The organism is Micromonospora sp. RB23 (assembly GCF_053585025.1).
Genome location: NZ_CM132111.1, coordinates 4,432,898 through 4,454,465 on the forward strand (window position 1 = coordinate 4,432,898; position 21,568 = coordinate 4,454,465).

Below are 21,568 nucleotides of genomic sequence, written 5' to 3' on the forward strand. Positions count from 1 at the left end.
CGTCACGCTGCTATGTCTACGACTGTAGACATGGCGCCACGGAGTAGTCTACACTCGTAGACGTGACGGCAGACACAGATGCGTTCCGCGACCGCCCCCGACGGCGCGACGCCAGCGCCACCCGCGAGGCGATCCTGAATTCAGCGATAGAGGCGTTCACCCGGCTGGGCTATGACGGTGCCGGCGTACGGGAGGTCGCCGGGGGCGCTGGGGTGACGGCGATGCTGGTCAACCGCTACTTCGGCTCGAAGGAACAGCTGTTCGCCGAGGCGGTCGACCGCTCGTTCGCGCCGCGGACCGTCGTCGACGACGACCCGGAGGCGCTGAGTGAACGGACGGCGGCCAGGTTGGCCACGCAGACCTCGCTTGAGGCCGACGATCTGGGCCCATTCGTGCTGATGCTGCGATCGGTCGCCAATCCACGGGCCGCCGAGATCATCCGCGCCGGCATCGAGAAACACGTGGGACGGCACCTGACCGACATCCTGCCCGGGCCCGACGCCGCCCCACGCGCGGAACTGCTCCTCTCCCTGATCGCCGGAGTGTGGTTGATGCGCAGGGTCATCGCGACCCCTGCGCTCGCCGACATGGATCAAGGGGTTCTCACCCGACAACTGCACGATCTGATGGAGGTCCTCGTCAACCCGCCACCGGTCACCAGCGGCGGCGATGCCACACACAACGCGGTCGGTCCCGGTTGACGGCAGGAACGCACGTCACCTCACCGTGACATTTCGTCCGCAAGTGGATACATCCCGCAGACCTACTGTTCACGGTCTGGGCGAGCTGACGTCGATCGCCACGCGGAGCTCACGTCGGGACGTGATGCCGAGCTTGGTGAAGATCTTGCGCAGGTGCCACTCGACCGTACGCGCGCTGAGGAACAGCGCGGCGCCGATCTCCCGGTTCGTCCGACCAGCCGCCGCCAGTCGCGCGATCTGCGTCTCCTGCGGGGTCAGCTCCTCTGCTGCGCCCACGACGCGCCTGCGGACCGTCTCGCCGGTGGCGGCCAGTTCCCGGCCCGCTCGCTGGGCGAACGCCTCCGCCCCCATCGCCGTGAACGCCTCGTGGGACAACCGCAGCTGGGCTCGGGCGTCGCCACGGCGGTTCGACCGGCGCAGCCACTCCCCGTACAGCAGCCGGGCCCGGGCCAGTTGCAGGCCGAGCTGCGTGGCGGCGAGGCGGTCGATGGCTGTCCGGTAGCGCTCGTCCGCTTCCGCGTCCGCCCCGACCAGCGCGTCCGCGAGGGCCTGCGTGCCGATCGCCCAGTCCGTCGCCGCCGGAGCAGTCCGTTCGGCCAAGCGGTCACGTGCCTGCGTAGCGACGGCGTCCGCACCCGAGCGCGCCGCAGCCTCGACCAGCTCACCGAGCGCCCACTGCTGAACGGCCAGGTCATCCCGGTCGGTCGCCCACCGTACGGCATCGAGCGCCGCCGGATAGTTGCCGAGTCCGTTGAACAGCACCGCCCTGCTGTAACCGGCGACACTGAACAACCAGCCCATGCCACCCGTGCCGGCCTCCTTGGCCAGGGCGTCGATCAGCTCGACGGCCGGCTCCTCCCGACCCCGGTGCGCCGCCAGGATCACCGCGGTCGCGGGGTGTGGCGACGGCCCTGCCGCGTACGCGAGGGCCTCTGCCTCGCCGAGCAGATCGGACGCGTCGGCGAACCGGCCGGCGAAGATCAGCGCGGTGGCCCGGAACGTCAGCGCGGTCGGCAGCAGCGACAGCCGCCCGGTCTCCCGCGCGAAGGTCACAGCCCGCTCGGTGAGCGTGTGGAAGGCGACGTCGTCCCATACCTCGTGCAGAACCAGGCCGATCAGCCAGGCCAGGTCCACATCGGCCTGCACGGTGACCGCGTGCAACGCCCGGGCGAAGAGCGGCACGGCCGCCGCCTGTCCATCGAGGCTCCACGCCGTGAAGGCTGCCAGGAGCAGGCCGGCCGGCTCCGGACCCTCGGGCACCCGCCGGGCGGCCCGGGCGACAAGCCGCAGGTCATTGCCGCCGAACCGCCCGGCGTTCACGGCCGCACCGACCGCCGAGAGGTACGTCTCGCGGGCCGCAGCCGGATCCAGCGCCTCGAGCCGGCGGGCGGCCTCGAGGATCGGCGGTACCGCTGCTCGTCCGGAGTTGACAGCGAACGCGACCCGGGCCCGCAGCCGCTCCACCTCAGCGCGCTGCGCCGGGTCCAGATCACTCAGCTCGGCGGCGGCCAACAGGGCGGCTACCTGAGCGGTGGCGCCGGAGGCGAACCTGGCCTGCGCGGCCGCCAGGATCCGCCGGCCGCGGGCGCTGGAGTCGGCGGTGAGCTCGGCGGCCCGCTCGAGGAAGGCAGCAGCGGCCGCGCGACCGCCACGGGCGAGCGCTCGGCCGGCCGAACGTTCCAGCTCACCGGCGACCCCCTCGTCCGGCCCCACTGCGGCATGCGCCCGGTGCCAGGCGCGCCGGTCCGGGTCCTGCTGCGGGTCGGTGACGTCGGCCAGTGCCCGGTGTACCGCGCGCAGTTCGGCGGGCTCGGCCGAACGTCGGCTCGCCGAACGGACCAGCGGATGGCGCAGGCGTACCCGGGTGCCCAGCTCGACCAGGCCGGCCGCCTCGGCCGGCACCGCTGCGGCCGAACCGATGCCGAGCCGGTCCAAGGCGCGCCAGAGCAGCGACACGTCTCCGACCGGCTCCACCGCGGCGGTCAGCAGCAGCCGCCGGCTGTCGGCCGGCAGCGCCGCGATTCGCCGCTGAAAACCCACCTCGACCCGGCTGGCCACCGGCGTCGCGCTGTGCCCGCCGAATCCGAACGCCAGTTCCGCCGGTGACAGGCCGCGGGGCAACTCGATCAGCGCAAGGGGGTTGCCTCGGGTCTCGGCGACGATCCGATCCCGCACCTGGGTGTCGACCAGCCCCGGCAGCACCCGGTCCAGCAACGCTCGCGCGTCCGCCTCGGGCAGGCCCTCAACCCACAGTTCCGGCAGGCCGTCGAGGAACTGGTCCTCGGTCGGGCTCCCCACGGCGAAGAGCAACGCGACCGATTCCGCGTCCAGACGGCGGGCGACGAAGGTAAGGATGACCTCGGACATGCGGTCCAGCCACTGCGCGTCGTCCACAACGCAGACCAGAGGCTGCTCGGCCGCCGCCTCGGCGAGCAGGCCGAGCACGGCGAGACCGACGAGCAGCCCCTCCGGCGGCGGGCCCGCCTGGAGGCCGAACGCCGTGGCGAGCGCGTCGCGCTGCGGTTCGGGGATCCGGTCCAGGTGTACAAGCAGCGGAGCGCACAGGAGCTGGAGCGCCGCGTACGCCAGGTCGGTCTCCGCCTCGACACCCGCGACCCGCACGACACGGTCGGGCAGGGTCCCCTCGGTCACGTGGTCCAACAGCGCGGTCTTGCCGACCCCGGCCTCGCCGCGCAGCACCAGCACACGGCTCTGACCGGCTCGGACGTCGCGCATCAGCCGATCGAGCAGGTCGCGCTCACGTTGTCGGCCGAGCAGATCGAAACCCATGTTGTCACTCGGCACGTTCTCTCCCAGGCGAAATTACTACACCGCGGACGGCCGCCGTGGGCGGGCCGGACAGCACGTCGGTACGGACTACACCGTCAACAGGCCGGTGACGGTGACGACGAGTGCACGGCTGAGCCGGTCGGGAAAATCGACGCGGGAGTTGGCGAGCAGCGGGTCCTGAACAGCCTCCGCGACGGCGGGCGAGGGATTGGCGAACGGCCAGAGACCGGCGATCAGCAGGATCGACAGGGCCACGAGTTCCCGGGATGCCGGCACGGTCAACGCGGGGATGCGTTGTCTGAGCAGCCCGGCGAGGCGTACCTGCAGGTCCGTGTGGGCGAGTTTGAACGCCCGGACCGCCTCCGCGGAGATGTTGCGTTCGAGTTCCGTGCCGAGCGAGCTCCACAGTTCGCAGATCAGCGGTCGGTCGGCCACCGAACGGGCCAGGGCGTCCACGACGGCGGCGGGCGACGGTGTGTGAGTGGCCGTGGCGGGTGGCAGCTCGGCGGGAAGGTCGTCGAGCCACCCGTCGATGGCCTGGTTGAGCAGGGCGAAGAAGACCGCCTCGCGGGTCTCGAAATAGCGCACGACGTTCGTCTTCGACAACCCGACCCGCCGGGCGAGTTCACGGAGGCTGATGTCGCTCACCGGCATCTCGGCCACCAGCTGCGCCGCGTTCTCGAGGATGGCGCGGCGGCGCGCCTCGCGCTGTTCGGGCCTGCGGGCACGTTGGAAGCTCGGTGGTTGACCGCTGGTACTCATGCTTCTACCTCTGAACGCTCCCCCGACGCCGCCCCTCCCACCCGCGTACCATACGCGGCCGCCCGCCGACCCCGCCGCGACGGCGGTCAGGCGTCGTAGCTGACGGACTCGCTCACCGCGCGCCACGTCGTGTCCGATGCCGCGAGAGCTGATGCGGCGGCCTGTGCCACCGCCACCGCATCGGCGCCCAACAGCAGATGCACCGGCGGATCCGGAACCTCGGTGAGGTCCAGGATCACCTGGGAGATTCGCGCGGGGTCCCCCGACTGGTTGCCGTCGGCGGCGCGCAGACGGGCGACCACAGGTTCGATGACCGGCTTGTAGGGGTCGCTGATCGGCAGCGTCGTCATCGACGATCCGGCCCAGTTGGTACGCATGCCACCCGGCTCGGCGACGGTGACCTTGATCCCGAAGGGTGCCACCTCCTTGGCGAGGACCTCGGAGAATCCGCCCACCGCCCACTTGGCCGCCTGGTACGCGCTCAGGCCCGGGCCGCCCACCCGCCCGCCGACGGAGGAGATCTGGATGATGTGGCCGCCGCCCTGCTCACGCATGGTCGGCAAAGCGGCACGGGTCACGTTGACCACCCCGTGGAAGTTGGCGTCGACCTGCGCGCGGAACTCGCCCTCGGGCATGTCCTCGATCGACGCGACGTCGGCGTAGCCAGCGTTGTTCACCACGACGTCCACGCGTCCGAACGCCTGCACCGCGACGCCGACAGCGGCGCGCGCCGCGCTGGCGTCCGTCACGTCCAGCGCGACCGCGCGGACCCGGTCGCCGTAGGCGTCGACGAGGTCGTCGAGCTGCTCGGGACGCCGGGCGGTGGCCACCAGGCAGTGGCCGGCCCGCAGTACGGCTTCGGCGAGTTCCCGGCCCAGTCCGCGGGAACTTCCGGTGATCAACCAGGTCTTGCTCATCTCGTACCCCTCTCGGGTTGTGTGGCCGGTATCGGCGCCGGCCGTCGCGGTCGGGTTCTTCCCACGCGCGCCGACCGTCGTGAGTTTAGAGGCCAGTGGACTCTTATTACGCTAGCACGGTGTCCGCCGGCCGGCGGCAAGGTGTTGATCGGGGCTCGGGATCGGCCAGGGGGTCGAGGCGAGAAACCAGGGTGTGACACGGGCTCACCCGGCCCTGCGGTCGGCGAGCCTGGAGGGACATCAGCCGGAAGATCCAGGAGAGCGCGCCATGTCGGTCATTCACTTCGTCGAGAACACCACCGCGACGCCGGAGCAGGTTCTTGCCGCGCTCACCGACTTCGGGCCGGGCCGGTCGGAGGTGTTCGGCAACAGCGCCGACGAATATCTGGCGGTGCACGGCCAGGGTCCCGGCTGGGCTGACGTCACGGAAGGCTCGGGCGGCATCTGGGAGCGGCTGCGCTACGACTGGTCGAACCCCCGCCGCGTCACCATGACGACGACCGATTCCAACATCTGGGGCGGCCGGTCGGGGCACACCTACACGTTGACGCCGCAGCCGGACGGGACAACCACGCTGGACGTCGTCGTGATTCGCGAGGGCAGGAACGTCAAGGGCCGTTTGACCGGCATCCTGCTGGGCTCGGTGGGTAAAGGCGTGCTGCGCAAGGCGTTGCGGAACACGCTCAGGGTCGTCGAAGCCCGCAGCACCGCCATCGGTGGTTGAGCGGGCGGTCGGCGTCGGGCTACGGGCACCGTCCTCCCCGAAGCCACCGGGTCCCGGGCCAGGGGGTCAACCAGTGCCGCACCCTGGGGTCAGGCCGACGACGGCCGGTGAGAGTGGTGGGCATGAAGCGACGCTTGATGCTCCTGACGGCCGCGGCAGTTCCGCTCGCGGCCTCCCTCCTGCCCGTGGCCGTCAACGCCGCCACGCGCGACGGCGGCCCGACCGCCGCCACCACCTGCGCCGCCGTTCCCGTCTCCGCGCCGCCCGGCACCCGGGTGGTGTCGGTCAAGGCGGCCCCCAGAGCCGGAGGCGACTTCACGTTCCCCTCCACCCCGGGGCTTCCGCAGAATCCGCCGATCACGGCGGTGCCGGACTGGTGTGACATCAGCGTTGTCGTGACCCATCCGGGCGCGAACGACACCGTCACCATCAAGATCTCGCTCCCGCAGGATGCGGAGAACTGGAACGGACGCTTCCAGGCCACCGGCGGCAGCGGTTACTCCGCCGGCGACCTCAGCGATCTGAGCGTCCCGCTGATCAGCGCGGTGAAGGGCGGGTACGTCGGCGCGGCCACCGACGCCGGCGTCAAGACCGGCCTGGACGCCAGTTGGGGTCTCACCGCCGACGGAAAGACCAACACCGGGCTGCTCACCAACTTCGCCTCCCGCTCGGTGCACGACATGGCGGTCATCGGCAAGGACGTGGCCAACAGGTTCTACCGGCGGGCGGTGACGTACTCGTACTTCACCGGCTGCTCGACGGGCGGTCGCCAGGGTTACGCGGAGGCGCAGAACCACCCGACGGACTTCCAGGGCATCCTGGCGAACGCGCCGGCGATCGAGTGGAACCGGTTCGAGATCGCCACGCTGTGGTCGCAGGCGGTCTACAACGAGGAGAAGGTCGCACCCTCGCAGTGCGAACTGGCCGCCTTCAACACCGCCGCCGTCGCGGCCTGCGACACCCTCGACGGCGTCACGGACGGCGTCATCGACAACCCGCAGGACTGCAGGTGGGACGCGCGTCGCCTGGTCGGCAAGAAGGTCGAGTGTGACGGTACGGAGATCACCATCACCAGGGCGGTGGCCGACGCGGTCAACAAGATCTGGGCCGGGCCGGTCGCACCGTCCGGCAGGAAGCTCTGGTACGGCCAGAACAAGGGCTCCACGTTCGCCTTCATCGCCAATCCGGGCGCGCCCTTCCAGGTGCCCGACCAGTGGGCCAGGTACTTCGTGACGAAGGACCCGTCGTTCGACAGCACCAAGCTGACCTACAAGACATTCACGCAGCTCTTCACCTCGGCGACCAGGCAGTACGACGACGTCATCGCGGACAACGACCCCGACCTGTCGGCGTTCGCCAGGGCCGGCGGCAAGCTGCTCACCTGGCACGGTCAGTCCGACCAGCTGATCCCGACCCAGGGGACGGTCGATTACCGCAGGCACGTCGACGCCGTCTTCGGCGGCAACAAGCGGGTCGACGACTTCTACCGCCTCTTCCTGCTGCCCGGCGTGGACCACTGCGGAACGCCGCTGTTCAGCACCGGGCCACTGGTGAACCCGGGCGCCGACCTCGACGCCCTGGTCAACTGGGTGGAGAAGGGGCGGGCCCCGGCGACGCTCCCCACCACGTCGGTGGACGGCGAGACCACCCGGAACATCCACCACTACCCGCGGTGACGTACCGCCGCATGGCGGCCTGACCTGAACCGCACGAGTGGCGGCCCCGGACGTCGTCCGGGGCCGCCACCGTCACCGACCCGGTCGGGAATCGGGTGTGACCTACCGGCGGAGAGGATCCGCTCGACGTCGTCCAGGAAGGAGCGCGCCCCGGCTCGGTGCACCACCGGACAACTGCGGATCTGGCGCAGATAACGATGAAAAGCCTGGTCAGCGGGGGGAGTGTCGATCGTCCCGGCGAACCGTGGGCGGCCGTGGGGCGGCTCGGCCGAGGCCGGGCCGCCCCACCGTCGATCAGGCGCGGGTGCGCTGCCGCAGCCGGGTCGCGACGACCGCGCCGACTGCCAGCAGGACCGCGACGACCAGGGACGGCAGAGCGTCGGGCCGGCGCAGCAACTCCCCGGTCGACACGCTGTTGCCCGCTTGGTGGAGTGTGCCCAGCAGGAGGGTGGGGACGACGGCGATCAGCAGTCGCTGGTCGGCCGTCGCCACCCACAGGAAGGCGGCCGCCCCGACGATCACCATGCTGGCGGCAACGAGCCGCGCGTTCATGTCGACGACGCGGAAGCCCTCCGCGGAGATCAGATGCAGGACGAGTAGGCCGGCCGTGACCAGGACGGCATTGGCCCGAGGCGCCGGCGGGACGTCCGCCGGACGCCGTAGGCCCACCAGGATCAGGGGCGTGGCGACAACCGGTGCCCACCACTGCGGCAGACCGTTGAGGAACAGGTACGGGGAGATCACGGTCGGCACCACCGCCGCGGCCACCACCAGGACGGCGGCGGCGCGGGTGCGGCCCGCGGCGAGCGCCACAAACACCGCGCCCACCATGACCTCGTTGACGACCTGGTTGCGCAGGACTGTCAGGGGGTCGGAGAATCCGCCGAACTGGAACGCATCGACGAGGTCGTCCAGGCCGATGAGCGCACCGAGTGCGAGCACCGCCATGGCACCCAGGTGGATGCCCTGCCAGAGCAGCACAGCCGTGGGCCGGGGCGCGGTGCTGCCACCGTGCACCCGCAGGCCACCCCGGATCAGCGCGGCCGACTGTCGAATGTCGGGCCAGCGGCGGGCGGTTGACTCGTCACCGATCAACGTGTCGATCAGCTCGTCGGCACGTTCGCGACGGTACGCGGCCGGGTAGGCCCGCAGCAGCAGGCGGTAGCGCCTTTCGAGCACATCGGAACTCATGCTGGTCTGATCCTCGCGGTAGAAGGTTGACGGGTGCTTGCCGGCGACCTGCCCCGGCGCGGCAGGCGGTCCATGACCACCCGGGCGGCCCGGGCGAGCCGGTCGGCCTCCTCGGCGAGTACGCGGTAGCCCTCGTCGGTGAGCCGGTAGTAGCGACGGGCACGTCCGTTGACGACCTCCTCTCCGTCGGCGATGACGAGGCCCTCGCCGAGCAGCCGGTCGATGACCGAGTAGAGCGAGCCGGCAGCGAGTTTCACCCGCTCATCGGACAGCTCGGTCACCCGCTTGATCACGGCATAGCCGTGGAGTGGGCCACCGAGCAGGGCAGCAAGAACGAAGTACGACGGTTCCCGCAGCGCGGGACGCGAAGTCGATCCCATGCCAGGAATATACAAGCAACATGAGTATGCAGCCAAGATGGTTATTTATGGAGATCCTGGCCGGACCGACACCCGGGCCGGGCCGCCCCGGCGGATCGGGCTGATACCTGCCGCGTGACCCGGCGAAGCGATGCCGTTCCCGTGCTCGTCATCGACGGCACGTCGTTCGCCGACTTCGCCGGCTTCGTGCGCGAATTCGCGACTGCTCCATAACGGCGCGTGGAACGGGAACGTCGATGCCCTCAACGACATCCTCCGTGGCGGCTTCGGCAACCCGGGGACCGGATGGGTGCTCGTCTGGGTCAACTCCGAATCGTCCCGGATCGCGCCCGGTCACGACGCCACCCTCCATCGGCTGGAGCAGAACCGTCGCACCTGTCACCCGTCGCACCGCGCGAGCATCGAGGCCCGGATCCACGGCGCGGAGCGTGGCCAGGGCCGGACGCTGTTCGACATGATCGTGGAAATCATCCGCGACCACGGCCCCGGCGGGTGCGAGTCCGAGGACGGCATCATCCTCGAACTGCGCTGAGGCCGGTTTACCGCCGCCGACCGCAGGGGTGACCACGCAGCGGGCAGAGGGCCGGTCACCCGACGCGAATGTGGTCCACACTCTGGGCGACGGCTATGGTTTGGGTATGCATGAGCGACGTGGCCTTCGGCGCGTCGGCGAGCGGACTCCGCTGCCGGCGATGCTGCTGCTCGCCGTGCTCGTGCTGGTGCTCTCGGCCACCCGGTCGATCGGGCTGTGCATCGTGTTCCGTTGCGCACGGCGGGCGACCCCCGGTTGTGTGCCCGCGTGGTCGGCGGATCGCGCCCCGCCGCGCCGAGCGCTGGGCCTCGCCTGACCGCTCGCACCGCCGTCGAACCCGCTACGCGGATGCGCCACCCTGCCCGCTGGAGCCCTCATGATTGTCGAACTGACCCCGCTGCCCGGTATCGGGGTACGCCGCATGTTCACCACCGCCGACGGTCGGCGGGTGGGCGTGGTCACGCACCACCCGGGCGGTCGGCGAGATCTCGTCTACGGGTCCCCCGACGACCCCGACGCCACCTGCTCGCTCACCCTGACCCGCTCCGAGGCCGTGACGCTCGCCGGGCTCCTGGGGATTCTCGACGTCCTGGACATCGTCACCGTGACGGAGCCGTCCACCGCGTGACGGTCCGTGGCTGCCGTGCCCGCCGCGGCACGGCAGCCACACCGCCGGTCAGCCGTTCTGCTTCGCCTGGCAGGTAACGCAGAACTGCGCGTGCGGAAGGATTTCGAGCCGCTCGGCCGGGATGTTCTGGCGGCACTTCGCGCAGGTCCCGTAGGTGCCTGCGCTGATGCGGCTCAGCGCACCGGTGATCTGCTCGATGTTGCGCCGGGTGGCCACCAGCAGCGCGGCCCGGTGGTGGGCCTCACTCGGGTCGCCGGTGTCGGCGTTGAGCTCGGTCAGTTCCCGCAACCGAGCCGTCTGCGTGGCGAAGTCTTCCGCCAGTGAGGCGCGCAGATCGGCCAGCCAACGCTGGTCGACAGCTCGTTGATCGACGCTCATGGTCCTACCTCTACTTTCGAAGGGAAAAAGAAAAGGGCCGAAGCTGGATAGCTTCGCCCTGGCGGTCGTTCGGTGCTGCAACGATTCCGCGGGGGGCCTCGGCCGGTTCGCGCCGGGCTCGTCAGCCACGACAGGGGCGCGATGTGCGCCACGCGGACAACCGGCACCCGCATGCCGACCATCCGGCACGCCGCCGTCGCCACGTGGGCAGCCCCGATTGCCGTCACACCGGTGACGGCAGGAGAGCGGAACGTCACCGGGGACATGCCTCCACCATAGGCGGCGACCGCGGTGGTGCCAACGCCGGACGAATGTTCGAACTCAGACCTCGCCTGGAGGACCGCTCACTCCTCGGGAGCGAGCAACCGGTCGTCGGTGACGTCGCGGACGATGATCGCCTCCACCGGACACGAGTTGGCGGCGTCGAGGACGACCTCGGCCGGGGAGACGACGTCGGCCAGCGGTGCGGACAGGCCGTCGACCAGACGGAAGTGCTCGGGCGCGGTGCCGGCGCAGATACTCGTGCCGATGCACCGGCCCGAGTCCACCTCGACCCGCCAGGCGGTGCTCACCAGGCCACCGGCATGCTGAGCAGGCCCCGGACCAGCATGCCGCGCTTCCACGGCAGCTCTGCCTCCGGTACGGCGAGCCGCAACCCGGGCAGACGGGTGACGAGGGTGGCGACGGCGACCTGCAACTCCATGCGGGCCAACTGCGCGCCGACACAATGGTGTACGCCGTGCCCGAAGCCCATGTGCGGGTTCTGCTCGCGGTCGAAGTCCAGCCGGTCCGGGTCGGCGAAGACGGTACCGTCCCGATTCGCCGAGGACAGTGAGCCGAGCACCGGCTCACCGGCCCGGACCAGCACCCCGCCGACCTCGACGTCCTCCTTGGCGTACCGGGCGAAGGAGGAACCGACGCCGAGCGGCACGTACCGCAACAGTTCCTCGACCGCGGCCGGCACCAGCGACGGATCGGCCCGCAGCCGGGCGAGCTGGTCTGGATTCTGCAGCAGGACGTAGACGAAGTTGGGGATCTGGGTGACCGTCGTCTCGTGGCCGGCCGCGAGCAGCCCCGCGGCCAACTCCACAAGCTCGGTCTCGCTGAGCCGGTCCTGATTCTCGTCGCGGGCCCGCACCAGCGCGCCGAGCAGGTCGTCGATCTCCGGCTCGCGGCGGCGCTCGGCGACCAGACCACCGATGTAGCCCCAGAGATTGTTCAGGTACTCCTGGATCGTCTCCAGCGGCAGTGAGGTGGTCGAGACGATCGCCTCGGACCAGATGTGGAAACGGTCACGGTCGGCGTACGGGACCCCGAGCAGCTCACAGATCACCTGGATCGGCAGCGGCGTGGCGACGTGCTCCACCAGGTCGGCCGGAGGACCGAGCCGGAGCATGTCGTCGACCAGTGTGTCGGCGATCTCCTGGGTCCGGGGGCGCAACGCCTCCACCCGACGTGCGGTGAACGCCTTCGCCACCAGCCGGCGCAGTCGGGTGTGATCGGGCGGATCCATGGTCAGCATGCCGCTGTACTGCTGGCGCGGAGTGAGCCGGGGCTCGTCACGCTGGACGGCGGGGGCACGGCCGAACCGCACGTCGCCGAGGACGGTGCGGACGTCCTCGTACCGGGTGGCGAGCCACGCCTCCTCCCCGTAGGGGAGCTGCACCCGGGTCATCGGCTCGCTCTCGCGCAGCTCGCCGTAGGTCGGGTCGACGACGAGGCGGTCGGGCACGCTGAACGGGTACGGCCGGGCGGGCGGAACGGTTCGGCTCCCGGTGGTCTGCGCGCTCTCGGTCATCCGGATTCCCTTCGTCGAGACGGCGTGATCCTCAGGCCGGTGCCACATTCGTGATGGCGGAGGATCGCCTACGTCCAGGGCGGTCGAACAGCACGTATCAACGCACGGTGATGTCTCGACATCGGATCGTAGCGACGGATGGCGATGATCGCCATGGACGGTCCGCTCGGAACGAGCGGATGCACCCTCCTCAGCGGTTTGCCGTGCCGTTCGGACCGGATCGGATGACGGCCATTCCGCCGACTCGGACGGAGATGCCCTCCGTGGTGGCGCGGGCGGTGGCGAAGACCGACGAGGGACGACCCGCGGTGTGCCCCTGCTCGACTTCGATGCTGCCGGGGCGGCCGGTCCCGAACAGGTGCGCGGCGAGGCACCCGGTGCTGTTCGCGTTGACGACATCCTCGCCGACTCCGATAGCCGGCGCGAACATGCGCGCGGTCGCCGCGTCGCCGGTCGGGAAGAGTGTGTAGACGAAGCAGCCGAGATAACCGAGACGACGGCACTCCGCCGCGAGTCGAGGGAGGTCGGGCCGCATCGAGAGCAGGGTCGGCAGCGTCGTCACCGGTACGAGCAGGCGCGGTGTTCCCGGCGAGGCGACACACGGGGCGTCGTCGGCGGGCACGTCGCTCGGGCCGATGCCGAGAGCGGCCAGGATGCGGTCGAGCCCTGTGGCGCCGCTTCTCCGAAGGTCCACCGTGCCCTGGTCGAACCAGACCTCGATGCCATCGTCACGCTGGACCGCGGTGGTGTCGAAGGTGCGGCCACCGGTCCGCTGACGGGCGTGGTGTTCTGCGGTCCGGCGGCGGTGCAGCAGGACCGCCTGCGCGGCGATGGTGCCGTGCCCGCAGTTGGTGAGCTCACCGTGCGCGGTGAAGAACCGCACCGTGGGCGTGGTGTCCGCCTCGGTGTCGACGAACGCCGCGTGCGAGGTGCCGGCTCGCCGGACGATCGCCCGCCGAGCGCTGTCGTCGAGCGCGCTGTCATCGATCAGGACGGCGGTAGGGCTGCCCCCTGCCCCACGGCGCGTGCAGGCGTCGACGATCGTCACGTCGTGGCCGCCGCTTCCGGTCATGTCGAGGCTCCCGCCCTGGTGGCCGGCAGGACACCCGCCCGGGGCCTCAGCCGGGGCCGAGGAAGCACGACAGCAGTCGCCCGAACTCACGCGGGTGCTCGATCGCCGGCACGTGCCCGCAGCGGCCGAACACGTGCAGACGGACGTCGGCCAGGTGTTCGAGCAGGGGGCGGGCGGCCGTGTCGAGCGGGGTGAGCCGGTCCTGGGCGCCGTGTACGAGCAGCACGGGCACGCGGATCGCCGCCAGCGTCTGCGCGGAGAGGGTGAGGTCGTCGACCCATCGTGCCCTCGGCGGAGGGAACAACGACGCGTACGCGGCCGCCCCGTCGCGCATCGCCGCCGCACGGGCCTCGACGGCCGCGTCGGTCACGAGAGCCTGGTCGAGGAGGAGGCGGCTCAGCATGTCCCGTGCCCCGAGCGGGCCGGCGGGGGCAGCCCAGACCGCGTCGAGATCGACCGACAGCGGCGCCCCCGGGGTGCCCATCGTCGAGACCGCAACGACACGGGTAACCTGCTGCGGGCGCGCGGCGGCCAACGCCAGCGCCACGGCGCCGCCCATGGAGTGACCCACCACGGCGTAGCGCTCGACACCCAACGCGTCCATCAGGCCCGCGGCCTGCTCCGTCCACAGCCGGAGCCCGCCTCGCGAGCCCGCCGGCACGGGTGTTCGGCCGAACCCCGCCTGGTCAGGAGCGACCACGTGCCAGGACGTACCCAGCGCCTGCGCCGTCGATGCCCAGGCTCCGGACCCCGTCGTGCCGGGTCCGGAGCCGTGCAGCATCAGCACCGCGGACCCGGCACCGCCCTCCAACACGTGGACGGGTGATCGGTCGACCACGACGGTCCGAAGTGCTGTCACCGGGGCAGGCCAGGTGTGTTCATGCTGAGGCGGAGCTGACGGACTTCGAGAAGACCTCCATCATCGCCCTGCCGAACTGCGGCATGTCCGGCCATCCCCGGCAGGAGACGAGGTTGCCGTCCACGACGTCGGGAGCGTCGATGACCGTCGCGCCCGCGTTCTCCATGTCGCCGGTGATGGGCGGGAAACACGCCGTCTTGCGGCCCTTCAGCAGCCCGTACACCGCCGGCACCTGCGCGCCGTGGCACACCAGAGCGATGGGGAGGTTGCGCGCGAAGAAGTGCTCGGTGATGCGCCTGACGTCGGCGTCGACCCGGATCCATTCGGGGGCGCGTCCGCCGGGAATGATGAGGGCGTCGTAGCGCTCGACGTCGACCTCGGCCCAGGGCACGTCGACCGGCAGCTTGCGCCCGTTCTTCTCCACATAGGCGTCGGAGTTGGGGTCGAACTCGTGGATGACCAACTGCACGTCACGCAGCGTCCGTGACGAGACGTCGACGTCCCAGCCGCCCTCCTGCACGCGGTAGTAGGGGTACATGGTGTCGAGTTCCTCGGCGGCGTCGCCGGTCAGGAGCAGCGCTCTGGGCACCTGCTTCTCCTCGCATCTGGTGGCGGGTGGTGGAGATCCAATCCGATCCGATCCGGTGGCGATAGCATTCCTCGGCCCAGCCCGCCCGTCAAGCCTCTACCGCCACCGGGTCCGAGTCCGTGACCTCCTCGAACAAGCGGCGGAAACGCTCCCCGGACCGCAGGATGTGCCGGCGCATCGCGTAGGCGGCGGCGTCGGGGTCACGCGCGGCGATCGCGGCCACGACGTCCTCGTGCTCGGCCATGGCCAGGTGGGTGACCTGGGCGTCGTGGTGCAGCCGGAACAGGTGCACGTGACTGTGCAGGCGGGCGAGCGCCTCGCGGATCACCTGGTTCTCCGCGCTCAGGGCGACCAGGTCGTGAAACGCGGCGTCGCGCAGCCCGAAGGCGCCGTAGGCGGCGGATCCCTTGCCGCCCTCCAGCTCCGCCATCTCCTCCAGCATCCGCCGCAGTCCGGCCACCTGCTCCACCGAGGCGCGTTCGGCGGACCTGCGCGCCGCCGCCGGTTCGAGCAGCAGGCGGACCTCGAGCATGTCCTCGAATCGGTGGCGGGTTATCTGGGGAGGAATGCGGTAGCCGGCGTGGGGCACACGCACGACCAGCCCCTCGGCCTCCATCCGGTTCAGGGCGTCCCTAATGGGCGTCTGCGAGACTCCCAGCTCTCGCGCGAGGACGTCGATCGTGACGCGGGAGCCGGGCTCGATCCGTAGCGACATCAACTGTCCGAGCAGCGTGTCGTACACCTCGTCGGCGAGCCGGCCGACCGATCTTCCCACCGGCGTTCCTCCCGTCACGGCCTTCCGGCCCCGCGCGATCATCGCTTCGTCGTCCATCGTGACGTGAGGTCCCTTCCTGCGCCTTTGCGACCTGTTGACATCAGTCACAACGCTGCGGCATGCTGACGCCCCCACCAGATCGTATAGGAAATGTGGCGGATGATCTTCATTCTCCACCTCGCGGCGCACCTCCGACGCCGGCCCCCACGACGGCCCGGCGCCACGCCCACCAACCCGGCAACCGCTCGGCGAAGCACATAGCGAGGTTCTAGAAGTTCCCATCCAGAAAGCAGGCATAACATGCGCGATCAGAAGCGAATAGGACGAATGCCCGCTCCCGGTCGGAAGGTACGGCTGGCGACGGCGGCCATGCTGCTGGTGGCCACGACCCTGGCGGCGTGCGGCGGCGACAAGGACGACGACGCGAAGGCGAGCGCCCCCAAGGCGCCGGCGGCCGTCCCGGAACTCAGCAAGGACCCGCTGACCCTCAGCTTCATCTGGTTCGACTGGCCGCCCGCCCAGGCACTGGAAGCCTTCGCGAACGCGGAGTACAAGAAGGAACGGCCGAACGCGACCGTCAAGGTCAACACCGTGCCGAACGCGAACTGGCACGACGCCATGTTCACCCAGTTCGCCGCGCGCAAGACCGACTTCGACATCGCGATCCTGGACTCGCAGCACATCGGCGAGGCCGTGACGAACGGCAACATCCTCGACCTCACCGACTTCGTCAAGAACAACATCGAGGTCCAGGCCTACGACCCGTACCTCCTGGCGGCCTACGGCCAGTTCCCCCAGGCGGAGACCGGCAAGCGCGACGAGAACGCCAGCCTGTACGGACTGCCGCTGCTCGGCGACACCTGGACGATGATCTACCGCAAGGACCTGATCGGCGACAAGCCGCCGCAGACCTGGGACGAGATGATCGCGGCCGCCACGAAGTGCCAGGCGGACAACCCGGGCGTGAGCGGGCTGGCGTTCCACCAGGCCAACGGCTCCGACGCGGCGGCCGTCACCTACAACACGGTCAACGGCGTCTACGGCGGCAACCTCTGGGACGCCAAGGCGCGCAAGATCCAGGGCGTCCTCAACGACGCGGCCGGCCAGGAGGCGATGGACGTCCTGGTCAACAAGATGAAGCCGCTGACCGCCAAGGGCTCCGGCAACTGGTTCATCGACGAGGTGAACGCGGCCGTCGCCCAGGGCAAGGCGTGCATCGCGTTCAACTGGATCGCGGCGAGCGGCGGCCTCCTCGACCCGAAGCAGTCGACGCTCGGCCCCACGCGGGAGAAGATCCTCGACAAGCTGGGCTTCGCCACCCTGCCGACCCAGAAGACGAACCTGGTCCCGCTCGGCGGGATGGGGATGCACGTGTCGGCCTACTCCGGCGCGGCGAACCAGGCGGAAGCCCTGAACTTCATGAAGTGGTTCGAGCGGGCTGACATCCAGAAGAAGTGGGCTGCCGCCGGTGGCGTGCCATCGCGTACGGACGCGATCCAGTCACCCGAGTTCCTCAACGCCGGCCCGTTCAACAAGGTGTACGCCGACTCGGTGCCGCGCATGCGGGACATGTGGAACGTGCCCGAGTACGCCCGCCTCGTCGACATCGAGAACACCAACGTGAACGCGGCCCTCAACGGTGCGAAAAATCCGAAGGACGCGCTCGACGACATCGCCAAGGAGCAGCAGAGCGTGCTCGACTCGAGCAACCGTAAGGGCGGCGGCGGACTGTGAGCGACGCCGCCCCTCTGACGACCGACCGTCCCGGGCAGGTGGCGTCCGCGACGCCACCTGCACCGGGCCGGTCCCGCCGGCTGAGCGACCGTGGGCTCGCCGTGGCCTTCATCTCCCCCGCGCTCCTGCTGTTGCTCGCCATGTCGGTGTTCCCGTTGCTGTGGGCGTTGTACCTGTCCTTTACCGACTACTCGGCCACCCGCGGGGGGCCTGCCGACTTCGTCGGGTTCGGCAACTACACCGCCATCCTGACGTCGGCGCAGGTCCACACGAGGGCCCTGACGACGGTGGTCTACGTGATCGGCGCGGTCACCCTGCAGACCGTGCTCGGCTTCGGCATCGCCTACCTGATCTCCCGGCGCACACGTGGGCGGGGAGCACTGACCACCCTGTTCCTGGTCCCGATGATGCTGTCGCCGGTCGTGGTCGGGTTGTTCTGGCGCTTCATGCTCGACGCGCAGTTCGGCGTGGTCAACAGCATGCTCGGCTCGGTCGGCCTCGGGCAGGTGGAGTGGCTCACCCGGCAGCGCACGGCCCTGCTCTCCCTGATCGTGGTCGACACCTGGCAGTGGACGCCGTTCATCATGCTCATCGCGCTCGCGGGCCTCAGCGCGGTACCCAAGTACCTCTACGAGGCGGCCTCGATCGACCGCGCGTCCGAATGGTTCAAGTTCCGCACCATCACCCTGCCGCTGGTGTGGCCGCTGCTGCTCATCGCGGTGATGTTCCGGGCCATCGAGGCGTTCCGGCTGTTCGACCTCGTCTACATCCTCACCAACGGAGGCCCGGGGGTCTCCACCGAGACGTTGTCGTTCCACATCTACAAGGTCGCGTTCCTGGGCTTCAACACCGGAACCGCGTCGGCGTACGGGATCCTCATGGTCCTCGTCGTCATCGTCCTCACGCAGCTCTACCTGCGTTATCTGAACAAGCTCAAGGAGGACTGATGGCCGTCTCCGTCGACGAGGCCGTGTCCACCGGTCCGGCCGGGGACCACACACCTCCCGCGCGCCGCCCCGGCGGTCGGGGCCGCTCCGCGGTGGAGGTCGTGCTGCTGACCGTGCTGGCCGCCGTGATGCTCTTTCCCGTGCTGTGGATGATCGAGACGTCGATCAAGGAGAACCGGGACGTCTACGCCATCCCGGCCAAGTTCTTCGACTTCGCCGTCACGTTGCAGCACTACAAGGACGTGTTCGTCGCTCAGGGCGACGGCCGTACGCCCGTGTCCGTCAGCTTCCTCAACTCCTTCGTGGTCGCCGGCGCCTCCACGGTGCTGGCCACCGTGCTGGGAGTCCCGGCGGCCTGGGCCTACTCACGCTTCGCCGTGAAGGCCAAGAAGGACCAACTGTTCTTCATCCTGTCGACCCGCTTCATGCCGCCCGTGGTGGTGGTGATCCCGATCTTCCTCATGTACCGCCAGGTCGGACTCATCGACAACAAGATCGGCCTGATCCTCATCTACGCCGCGTTCAACGTGCCGTTCACGATCTGGATGATGAAGGGCTTCGTCGACGAGGTGCCCGCGGAGTACGAGGACGCCGCCATGCTCGACGGCTACACCCGGCTACAGGCGTTCTGGCGATACACGCTTCCCCAGCTCCTACCCGGCATCGCCGCGACGGCGGTCTTCGCGCTCATCTTCTCGTGGAACGAGTTCGTGTTCGCCATCTTCCTCACGTCCAGCGACAGCGTCCGGACGGCCCCACCCGCCATCGCCGGCCTGATCGGCGGCACCACCACCGACTGGGGTCTCGTGGCCGCCGCCTCCGTGGTGTTCGCCCTACCGGTGCTCGTCTTCGCCTACCTGGTACGCAAGCACCTCATCGCCGGTGTGACGCTCGGGGCGGTGCGACGCTGATGGCGGGCATCGAGGTGACGGCGCTGCACAAGCGTTACCCGGACGGCACGGTCGCGGTCGATCAGGTCGACCTGTCCATCGGCCACGGCGAGCTGTTCGTGATGCTCGGCCCCTCGGGCTGCGGCAAGACGACCACGCTGCGGGCCATCGCCGGCCTGGAGCGGCAGACGTCCGGTGACATCCGCATCGGCGACACGCTGGTCAACGACCTGCCGCCCGCCGAGCGCGACATCGCCATGGTGTTCCAGTTCTACGCCCTCTACCCGCACCTGCGAACCCGCGACAACCTGGCGTTCCCCCTGCGCGCCGAGGGGCTGCCCAAGCAGGAGGTGCACACGCGGGTCGAGGAGGCCGCCCGGCTGATGCGGCTCGGTCCGCTTCTGGACCGGCGACCGCGCCAGCTCTCCGGTGGGGAGCAGCAGCGCGTCGCGCTCGCCCGTGCCCTGGTGCGACGACCGCGCGCGTTCCTCATGGACGAGCCGCTCACCAATCTGGACGCCGAGCTGCGGGCGGACATGCGTACGGAGATCAAGCACCTGCAGGGGGAGCTGGGGGCGACGATGGTCTACGTCACCCACGACCAGGTCGAGGCGATGTCACTCGGTCACCGGATCGCCATCCTCAACAAGGGCCGCGTGGAGCAGATCGGCACGCCGCTGGAGGTCTACGACCGCCCGGCGAGTCTCTTCTGCGCCGCGTTCATCGGCTCACCACCCATGAACCTGATCGACGTGGAGGTGGTCGACGGCATGCTGCACAGTCAGGGCGGGCTGGTCCTCACGCCACCGCCCGGCCTGCCGCGCGACAGTCGCCTGGTCGCCGGGGTCCGGCCGGAGGCGCTGGAGGTCACCGCGCCGGGTGCGGAGGATTCGATCCCGGCCCGCGTGGTCTCGGCCGAATGGCTGGGCGACGAGATCATCTACGTGGTCGACCACGGCGGCCAACGCGACGTACGGGTTCGGATGCCTCCGACCGTTCGCTTCGCCGCTGACGCGAAGGTCGGGCTGCGGCACACCGGCGGAACCCCGGCGGTCTACGACGTGAGCACGGAAGAGCTGGTGGCCTGATGGGAACCGTGGCAGCGCACGGGCTGCGCAAGTCCTTCGGCAAGGTCCAGGCCCTGGACGGGGTGACGCTGGACGTGCCGGACGGCTCGTTCTTCGTCGTGCTCGGTCCTTCCGGGGCGGGTAAGACGACGACCCTGCGGGCGATCGCCGGCCTGGAGAAGCTCGACGCGGGGTCGGTGCACCTGGACGGGCGGGACGCGACCGGTGACGCGCCGGCCGCGCGCGACCTGGCCATGGTCTTCCAGAACTACGCCCTCTACCCGCGACACACGGCGTACGAGAACATCGCCTCACCGCTGCGGGCACGCCGCCGTTCGCCCGGCGAGATCGCCGCCGCCGTCGAGCAGATGTCGAAACTGCTGCACATCGAACGTCTGCTGCAGCGTCGTCCCGCGCAGTTGTCGGGCGGTGAGATGCAGCGTGTCGCCCTGGCCCGGGCGCTGGTCCGCAGCCCGCGGGCGTTCCTCATGGACGAACCGCTGACGAACCTCGACCTCAAGCTCCGCGTCGAGATGCGCACCGAACTCACCCGCATCCACCGGAGCCTCGGCGCGACCTTCGTCTACGTGACGAACGACCAGGTCGAGGCCCTGTCCATGGCCGACCAGGTCGCGGTCCTCAAGGAGGGGAAGGTGCAGCAGGTCGGAACGCCGACCGAGGTGTACGAGCGTCCCGCCAACCAGTGGGTGGCGGGGTTCGTCGGGAGCCCACCGATCAGCCTGCTCGCCTGCCGCGCCGAAGGGGACCGTCTGGTCGGCGCGGACGGCTGGACGCTGCCGCGCCCCCGCTGGACCACGGCCGAGGACGGTCGTGCGCTGCTGCTCGGCGTACGCGCCGAGGACCTGTCCGTCGAGCAGCGCGGGGACGCGTCGTTGGCGGGAGAGCTGTACGGGCTGGAGCCGCTCGGTGACCGCACGGTGGTCGACGTGCGGGTGGGGACCGAGATCCTCAAGGTCAAGGCCCGACCCACAATCACCGGTACGCCGGGCGAGCGGCTGTCCGTCACGGTCGACCTGGACCGGGCGCACCTGTTCGACGCGGACACCGGGCTGTCGCTGTCCGAGGCGGGGCGGTAACCGCGCCGGCAGACCGGGACACCACCGCCCCCGCCCGGACGAGGGCGGGTGACCCGTCCGT

Annotated in this window: 23 protein-coding genes; 11 read left to right on the plus strand and 12 right to left on the minus strand. The window is 70.1% G+C overall.

The features are described 5' to 3' along the window. Window positions 1–62: 62 nt before the first annotated feature. On the plus strand, window positions 63–701 hold the full coding sequence (locus ACTFTM_RS20295; protein ID WP_449562054.1) for a TetR/AcrR family transcriptional regulator: 639 nt from the start codon (window positions 63–65) through the stop codon (window positions 699–701). Between the two features lie 69 nt (window positions 702–770). On the opposite strand, the gene ACTFTM_RS20300 is transcribed toward ACTFTM_RS20295, so the two are convergent. The 3 genes from ACTFTM_RS20300 to ACTFTM_RS20310 all read right to left on the minus strand — a co-directional run bounded on the left by ACTFTM_RS20300 (window position 771) and on the right by ACTFTM_RS20310 (window position 5,170). Beyond that, a complete protein-coding gene (locus tag ACTFTM_RS20300) occupies window positions 771–3,506 on the minus strand; it encodes an AAA family ATPase (RefSeq protein WP_449562055.1) in 2,736 nt (911 codons plus the stop codon). A gap of 72 nt (window positions 3,507–3,578) precedes the next feature. After that, entirely contained in the window at window positions 3,579–4,253 is a 675-nt protein-coding gene (locus ACTFTM_RS20305) for a TetR family transcriptional regulator (protein WP_449562056.1), read from the minus strand. 86 nt (window positions 4,254–4,339) lie between these two features. Then, a complete protein-coding gene (locus tag ACTFTM_RS20310; protein ID WP_449562057.1) occupies window positions 4,340–5,170 on the minus strand; it encodes an oxidoreductase in 831 nt (276 codons plus the stop codon). 268 nt (window positions 5,171–5,438) lie between these two features. Between ACTFTM_RS20310 and ACTFTM_RS20315 the strand changes: the two genes are divergently transcribed. Beyond that, complete coding sequence (locus tag ACTFTM_RS20315) at window positions 5,439–5,894, plus strand: SRPBCC family protein (RefSeq protein ID WP_449562058.1); 456 nt, start codon at window positions 5,439–5,441, stop codon at window positions 5,892–5,894. 122 nt (window positions 5,895–6,016) lie between these two features. Beyond that, window positions 6,017–7,570: a tannase/feruloyl esterase family alpha/beta hydrolase gene (locus ACTFTM_RS20320; protein ID WP_449562059.1), complete on the plus strand. Its 1,554-nt coding sequence runs from the start codon at window positions 6,017–6,019 to the stop codon at window positions 7,568–7,570. A 294-nt stretch (window positions 7,571–7,864) separates the two neighbouring features. Here the strand turns inward: ACTFTM_RS20320 and ACTFTM_RS20325 are convergent, their stop codons facing one another. After that, window positions 7,865–8,761: a hypothetical protein gene (locus tag ACTFTM_RS20325; RefSeq protein ID WP_449562060.1), complete on the minus strand. Its 897-nt coding sequence runs from the start codon at window positions 8,759–8,761 to the stop codon at window positions 7,865–7,867. After that, complete coding sequence (locus ACTFTM_RS20330; RefSeq protein ID WP_449562061.1) at window positions 8,758–9,141, minus strand: PadR family transcriptional regulator; 384 nt, start codon at window positions 9,139–9,141, stop codon at window positions 8,758–8,760. The genes ACTFTM_RS20325 and ACTFTM_RS20330 overlap by 4 nt, the downstream gene beginning before the upstream one ends. Window positions 9,142–9,430: 289 nt before the next feature. On the opposite strand from ACTFTM_RS20330, the gene ACTFTM_RS20335 reads away from it, so the two are divergent. The 3 genes from ACTFTM_RS20335 (at window position 9,431) to ACTFTM_RS20345 (ending at window position 10,301) form a co-directional block, all read left to right on the plus strand. Further along, window positions 9,431–9,673 (plus strand): hypothetical protein, encoded by a 243-nt coding sequence (locus tag ACTFTM_RS20335; RefSeq protein WP_449562062.1) that lies wholly within the window; start codon window positions 9,431–9,433, stop codon window positions 9,671–9,673. A 106-nt stretch (window positions 9,674–9,779) separates the two neighbouring features. Continuing rightward, the gene (locus ACTFTM_RS20340) at window positions 9,780–9,989 is read left to right on the plus strand and encodes a hypothetical protein (protein ID WP_449562063.1); all 210 of its coding nucleotides are present in this window, start codon (window positions 9,780–9,782) and stop codon (window positions 9,987–9,989) included. 60 nt (window positions 9,990–10,049) lie between these two features. Beyond that, window positions 10,050–10,301, plus strand: coding sequence for a potassium transporter TrkA (locus ACTFTM_RS20345; RefSeq protein WP_449562064.1), 252 nt, complete (start codon window positions 10,050–10,052; stop codon window positions 10,299–10,301). A gap of 48 nt (window positions 10,302–10,349) precedes the next feature. Here ACTFTM_RS20345 and ACTFTM_RS20350 read toward each other — a convergent pair whose 3' ends face one another. The 7 genes from ACTFTM_RS20350 to ACTFTM_RS20380 all read right to left on the minus strand — a co-directional run bounded on the left by ACTFTM_RS20350 (window position 10,350) and on the right by ACTFTM_RS20380 (window position 15,772). Next, window positions 10,350–10,679 carry a TraR/DksA family transcriptional regulator gene (locus ACTFTM_RS20350; RefSeq protein ID WP_449562065.1) on the minus strand — a complete coding sequence of 110 codons (330 nt, stop codon included), beginning with the start codon at window positions 10,677–10,679 and terminating at the stop codon, window positions 10,350–10,352. 344 nt (window positions 10,680–11,023) lie between these two features. Next, window positions 11,024–11,251, minus strand: a complete 228-nt coding sequence (locus ACTFTM_RS20355; RefSeq protein ID WP_449562066.1) for a ferredoxin — start codon at window positions 11,249–11,251, stop codon at window positions 11,024–11,026. Then, on the minus strand, window positions 11,248–12,477 hold the full coding sequence (locus ACTFTM_RS20360; RefSeq protein WP_449562067.1) for a cytochrome P450: 1,230 nt from the start codon (window positions 12,475–12,477) through the stop codon (window positions 11,248–11,250). Before ACTFTM_RS20360 ends, ACTFTM_RS20355 begins: the two co-directional genes overlap by 4 nt. Window positions 12,478–12,667: 190 nt before the next feature. Continuing rightward, entirely contained in the window at window positions 12,668–13,549 is an 882-nt protein-coding gene (locus ACTFTM_RS20365) for a PhzF family phenazine biosynthesis protein (RefSeq protein WP_449562068.1), read from the minus strand. A gap of 46 nt (window positions 13,550–13,595) precedes the next feature. Further along, window positions 13,596–14,408, minus strand: a complete 813-nt coding sequence (locus ACTFTM_RS20370) for an alpha/beta fold hydrolase (protein WP_449562069.1) — start codon at window positions 14,406–14,408, stop codon at window positions 13,596–13,598. 19 nt (window positions 14,409–14,427) lie between these two features. Then, entirely contained in the window at window positions 14,428–14,997 is a 570-nt protein-coding gene (locus ACTFTM_RS20375; RefSeq protein ID WP_355047859.1) for a DJ-1/PfpI family protein, read from the minus strand. A gap of 88 nt (window positions 14,998–15,085) precedes the next feature. Then, window positions 15,086–15,772 carry a GntR family transcriptional regulator gene (locus ACTFTM_RS20380; protein WP_449562070.1) on the minus strand — a complete coding sequence of 229 codons (687 nt, stop codon included), beginning with the start codon at window positions 15,770–15,772 and terminating at the stop codon, window positions 15,086–15,088. Window positions 15,773–16,099: 327 nt separating this feature from the next. Here ACTFTM_RS20380 and ACTFTM_RS20385 point away from each other — a divergent pair, with 327 nt between their 5' ends. The 5 genes from ACTFTM_RS20385 to ACTFTM_RS20405 all read left to right on the plus strand — a co-directional run bounded on the left by ACTFTM_RS20385 (window position 16,100) and on the right by ACTFTM_RS20405 (window position 21,507). Continuing rightward, window positions 16,100–17,506 (plus strand): sugar ABC transporter substrate-binding protein, encoded by a 1,407-nt coding sequence (locus tag ACTFTM_RS20385; RefSeq protein ID WP_449562071.1) that lies wholly within the window; start codon window positions 16,100–16,102, stop codon window positions 17,504–17,506. A 101-nt stretch (window positions 17,507–17,607) separates the two neighbouring features. Next, entirely contained in the window at window positions 17,608–18,453 is an 846-nt protein-coding gene (locus ACTFTM_RS20390; RefSeq protein ID WP_449562072.1) for a carbohydrate ABC transporter permease, read from the plus strand. Next, window positions 18,453–19,364, plus strand: coding sequence for a carbohydrate ABC transporter permease (locus ACTFTM_RS20395; RefSeq protein ID WP_449562073.1), 912 nt, complete (start codon window positions 18,453–18,455; stop codon window positions 19,362–19,364). The genes ACTFTM_RS20390 and ACTFTM_RS20395 overlap by 1 nt, the downstream gene beginning before the upstream one ends. Then, window positions 19,364–20,431, plus strand: coding sequence for an ABC transporter ATP-binding protein (locus ACTFTM_RS20400; RefSeq protein WP_449562074.1), 1,068 nt, complete (start codon window positions 19,364–19,366; stop codon window positions 20,429–20,431). The genes ACTFTM_RS20395 and ACTFTM_RS20400 overlap by 1 nt, the downstream gene beginning before the upstream one ends. Beyond that, window positions 20,431–21,507 carry an ABC transporter ATP-binding protein gene (locus ACTFTM_RS20405; protein WP_449562075.1) on the plus strand — a complete coding sequence of 359 codons (1,077 nt, stop codon included), beginning with the start codon at window positions 20,431–20,433 and terminating at the stop codon, window positions 21,505–21,507. Before ACTFTM_RS20400 ends, ACTFTM_RS20405 begins: the two co-directional genes overlap by 1 nt. Window positions 21,508–21,568 lie beyond the last annotated feature (61 nt).

Excerpts from the sequence above, each read along its gene's own strand:
- ACTFTM_RS20305 (WP_449562056.1), bottom strand. The coding sequence starts at position 4,253 with ATGAGTACCAGCGGTCAACCACCGAGCTTCCAACGTGCCCGCAGGCCC.
- ACTFTM_RS20310 (WP_449562057.1), bottom strand. The coding sequence starts at position 5,170 with ATGAGCAAGACCTGGTTGATCACCGGAAGTTCCCGCGGACTGGGCCGG.
- ACTFTM_RS20315 (WP_449562058.1), top strand. The coding sequence starts at position 5,439 with ATGTCGGTCATTCACTTCGTCGAGAACACCACCGCGACGCCGGAGCAG.
- ACTFTM_RS20320 (WP_449562059.1), top strand. The coding sequence starts at position 6,017 with ATGAAGCGACGCTTGATGCTCCTGACGGCCGCGGCAGTTCCGCTCGCG.
- ACTFTM_RS20325 (WP_449562060.1), bottom strand. The coding sequence starts at position 8,761 with ATGAGTTCCGATGTGCTCGAAAGGCGCTACCGCCTGCTGCTGCGGGCC.
- ACTFTM_RS20330 (WP_449562061.1), bottom strand. The coding sequence starts at position 9,141 with ATGGGATCGACTTCGCGTCCCGCGCTGCGGGAACCGTCGTACTTCGTT.
- ACTFTM_RS20340 (WP_449562063.1), top strand. The coding sequence starts at position 9,780 with ATGCATGAGCGACGTGGCCTTCGGCGCGTCGGCGAGCGGACTCCGCTG.
- ACTFTM_RS20345 (WP_449562064.1), top strand. The coding sequence starts at position 10,050 with ATGATTGTCGAACTGACCCCGCTGCCCGGTATCGGGGTACGCCGCATG.
- ACTFTM_RS20350 (WP_449562065.1), bottom strand. The coding sequence starts at position 10,679 with ATGAGCGTCGATCAACGAGCTGTCGACCAGCGTTGGCTGGCCGATCTG.
- ACTFTM_RS20360 (WP_449562067.1), bottom strand. The coding sequence starts at position 12,477 with ATGACCGAGAGCGCGCAGACCACCGGGAGCCGAACCGTTCCGCCCGCC.
- ACTFTM_RS20365 (WP_449562068.1), bottom strand. The coding sequence starts at position 13,549 with ATGACCGGAAGCGGCGGCCACGACGTGACGATCGTCGACGCCTGCACG.
- ACTFTM_RS20385 (WP_449562071.1), top strand. The coding sequence starts at position 16,100 with ATGCCCGCTCCCGGTCGGAAGGTACGGCTGGCGACGGCGGCCATGCTG.
- ACTFTM_RS20395 (WP_449562073.1), top strand. The coding sequence starts at position 18,453 with ATGGCCGTCTCCGTCGACGAGGCCGTGTCCACCGGTCCGGCCGGGGAC.
- ACTFTM_RS20400 (WP_449562074.1), top strand. The coding sequence starts at position 19,364 with ATGGCGGGCATCGAGGTGACGGCGCTGCACAAGCGTTACCCGGACGGC.
- ACTFTM_RS20405 (WP_449562075.1), top strand. The coding sequence starts at position 20,431 with ATGGGAACCGTGGCAGCGCACGGGCTGCGCAAGTCCTTCGGCAAGGTC.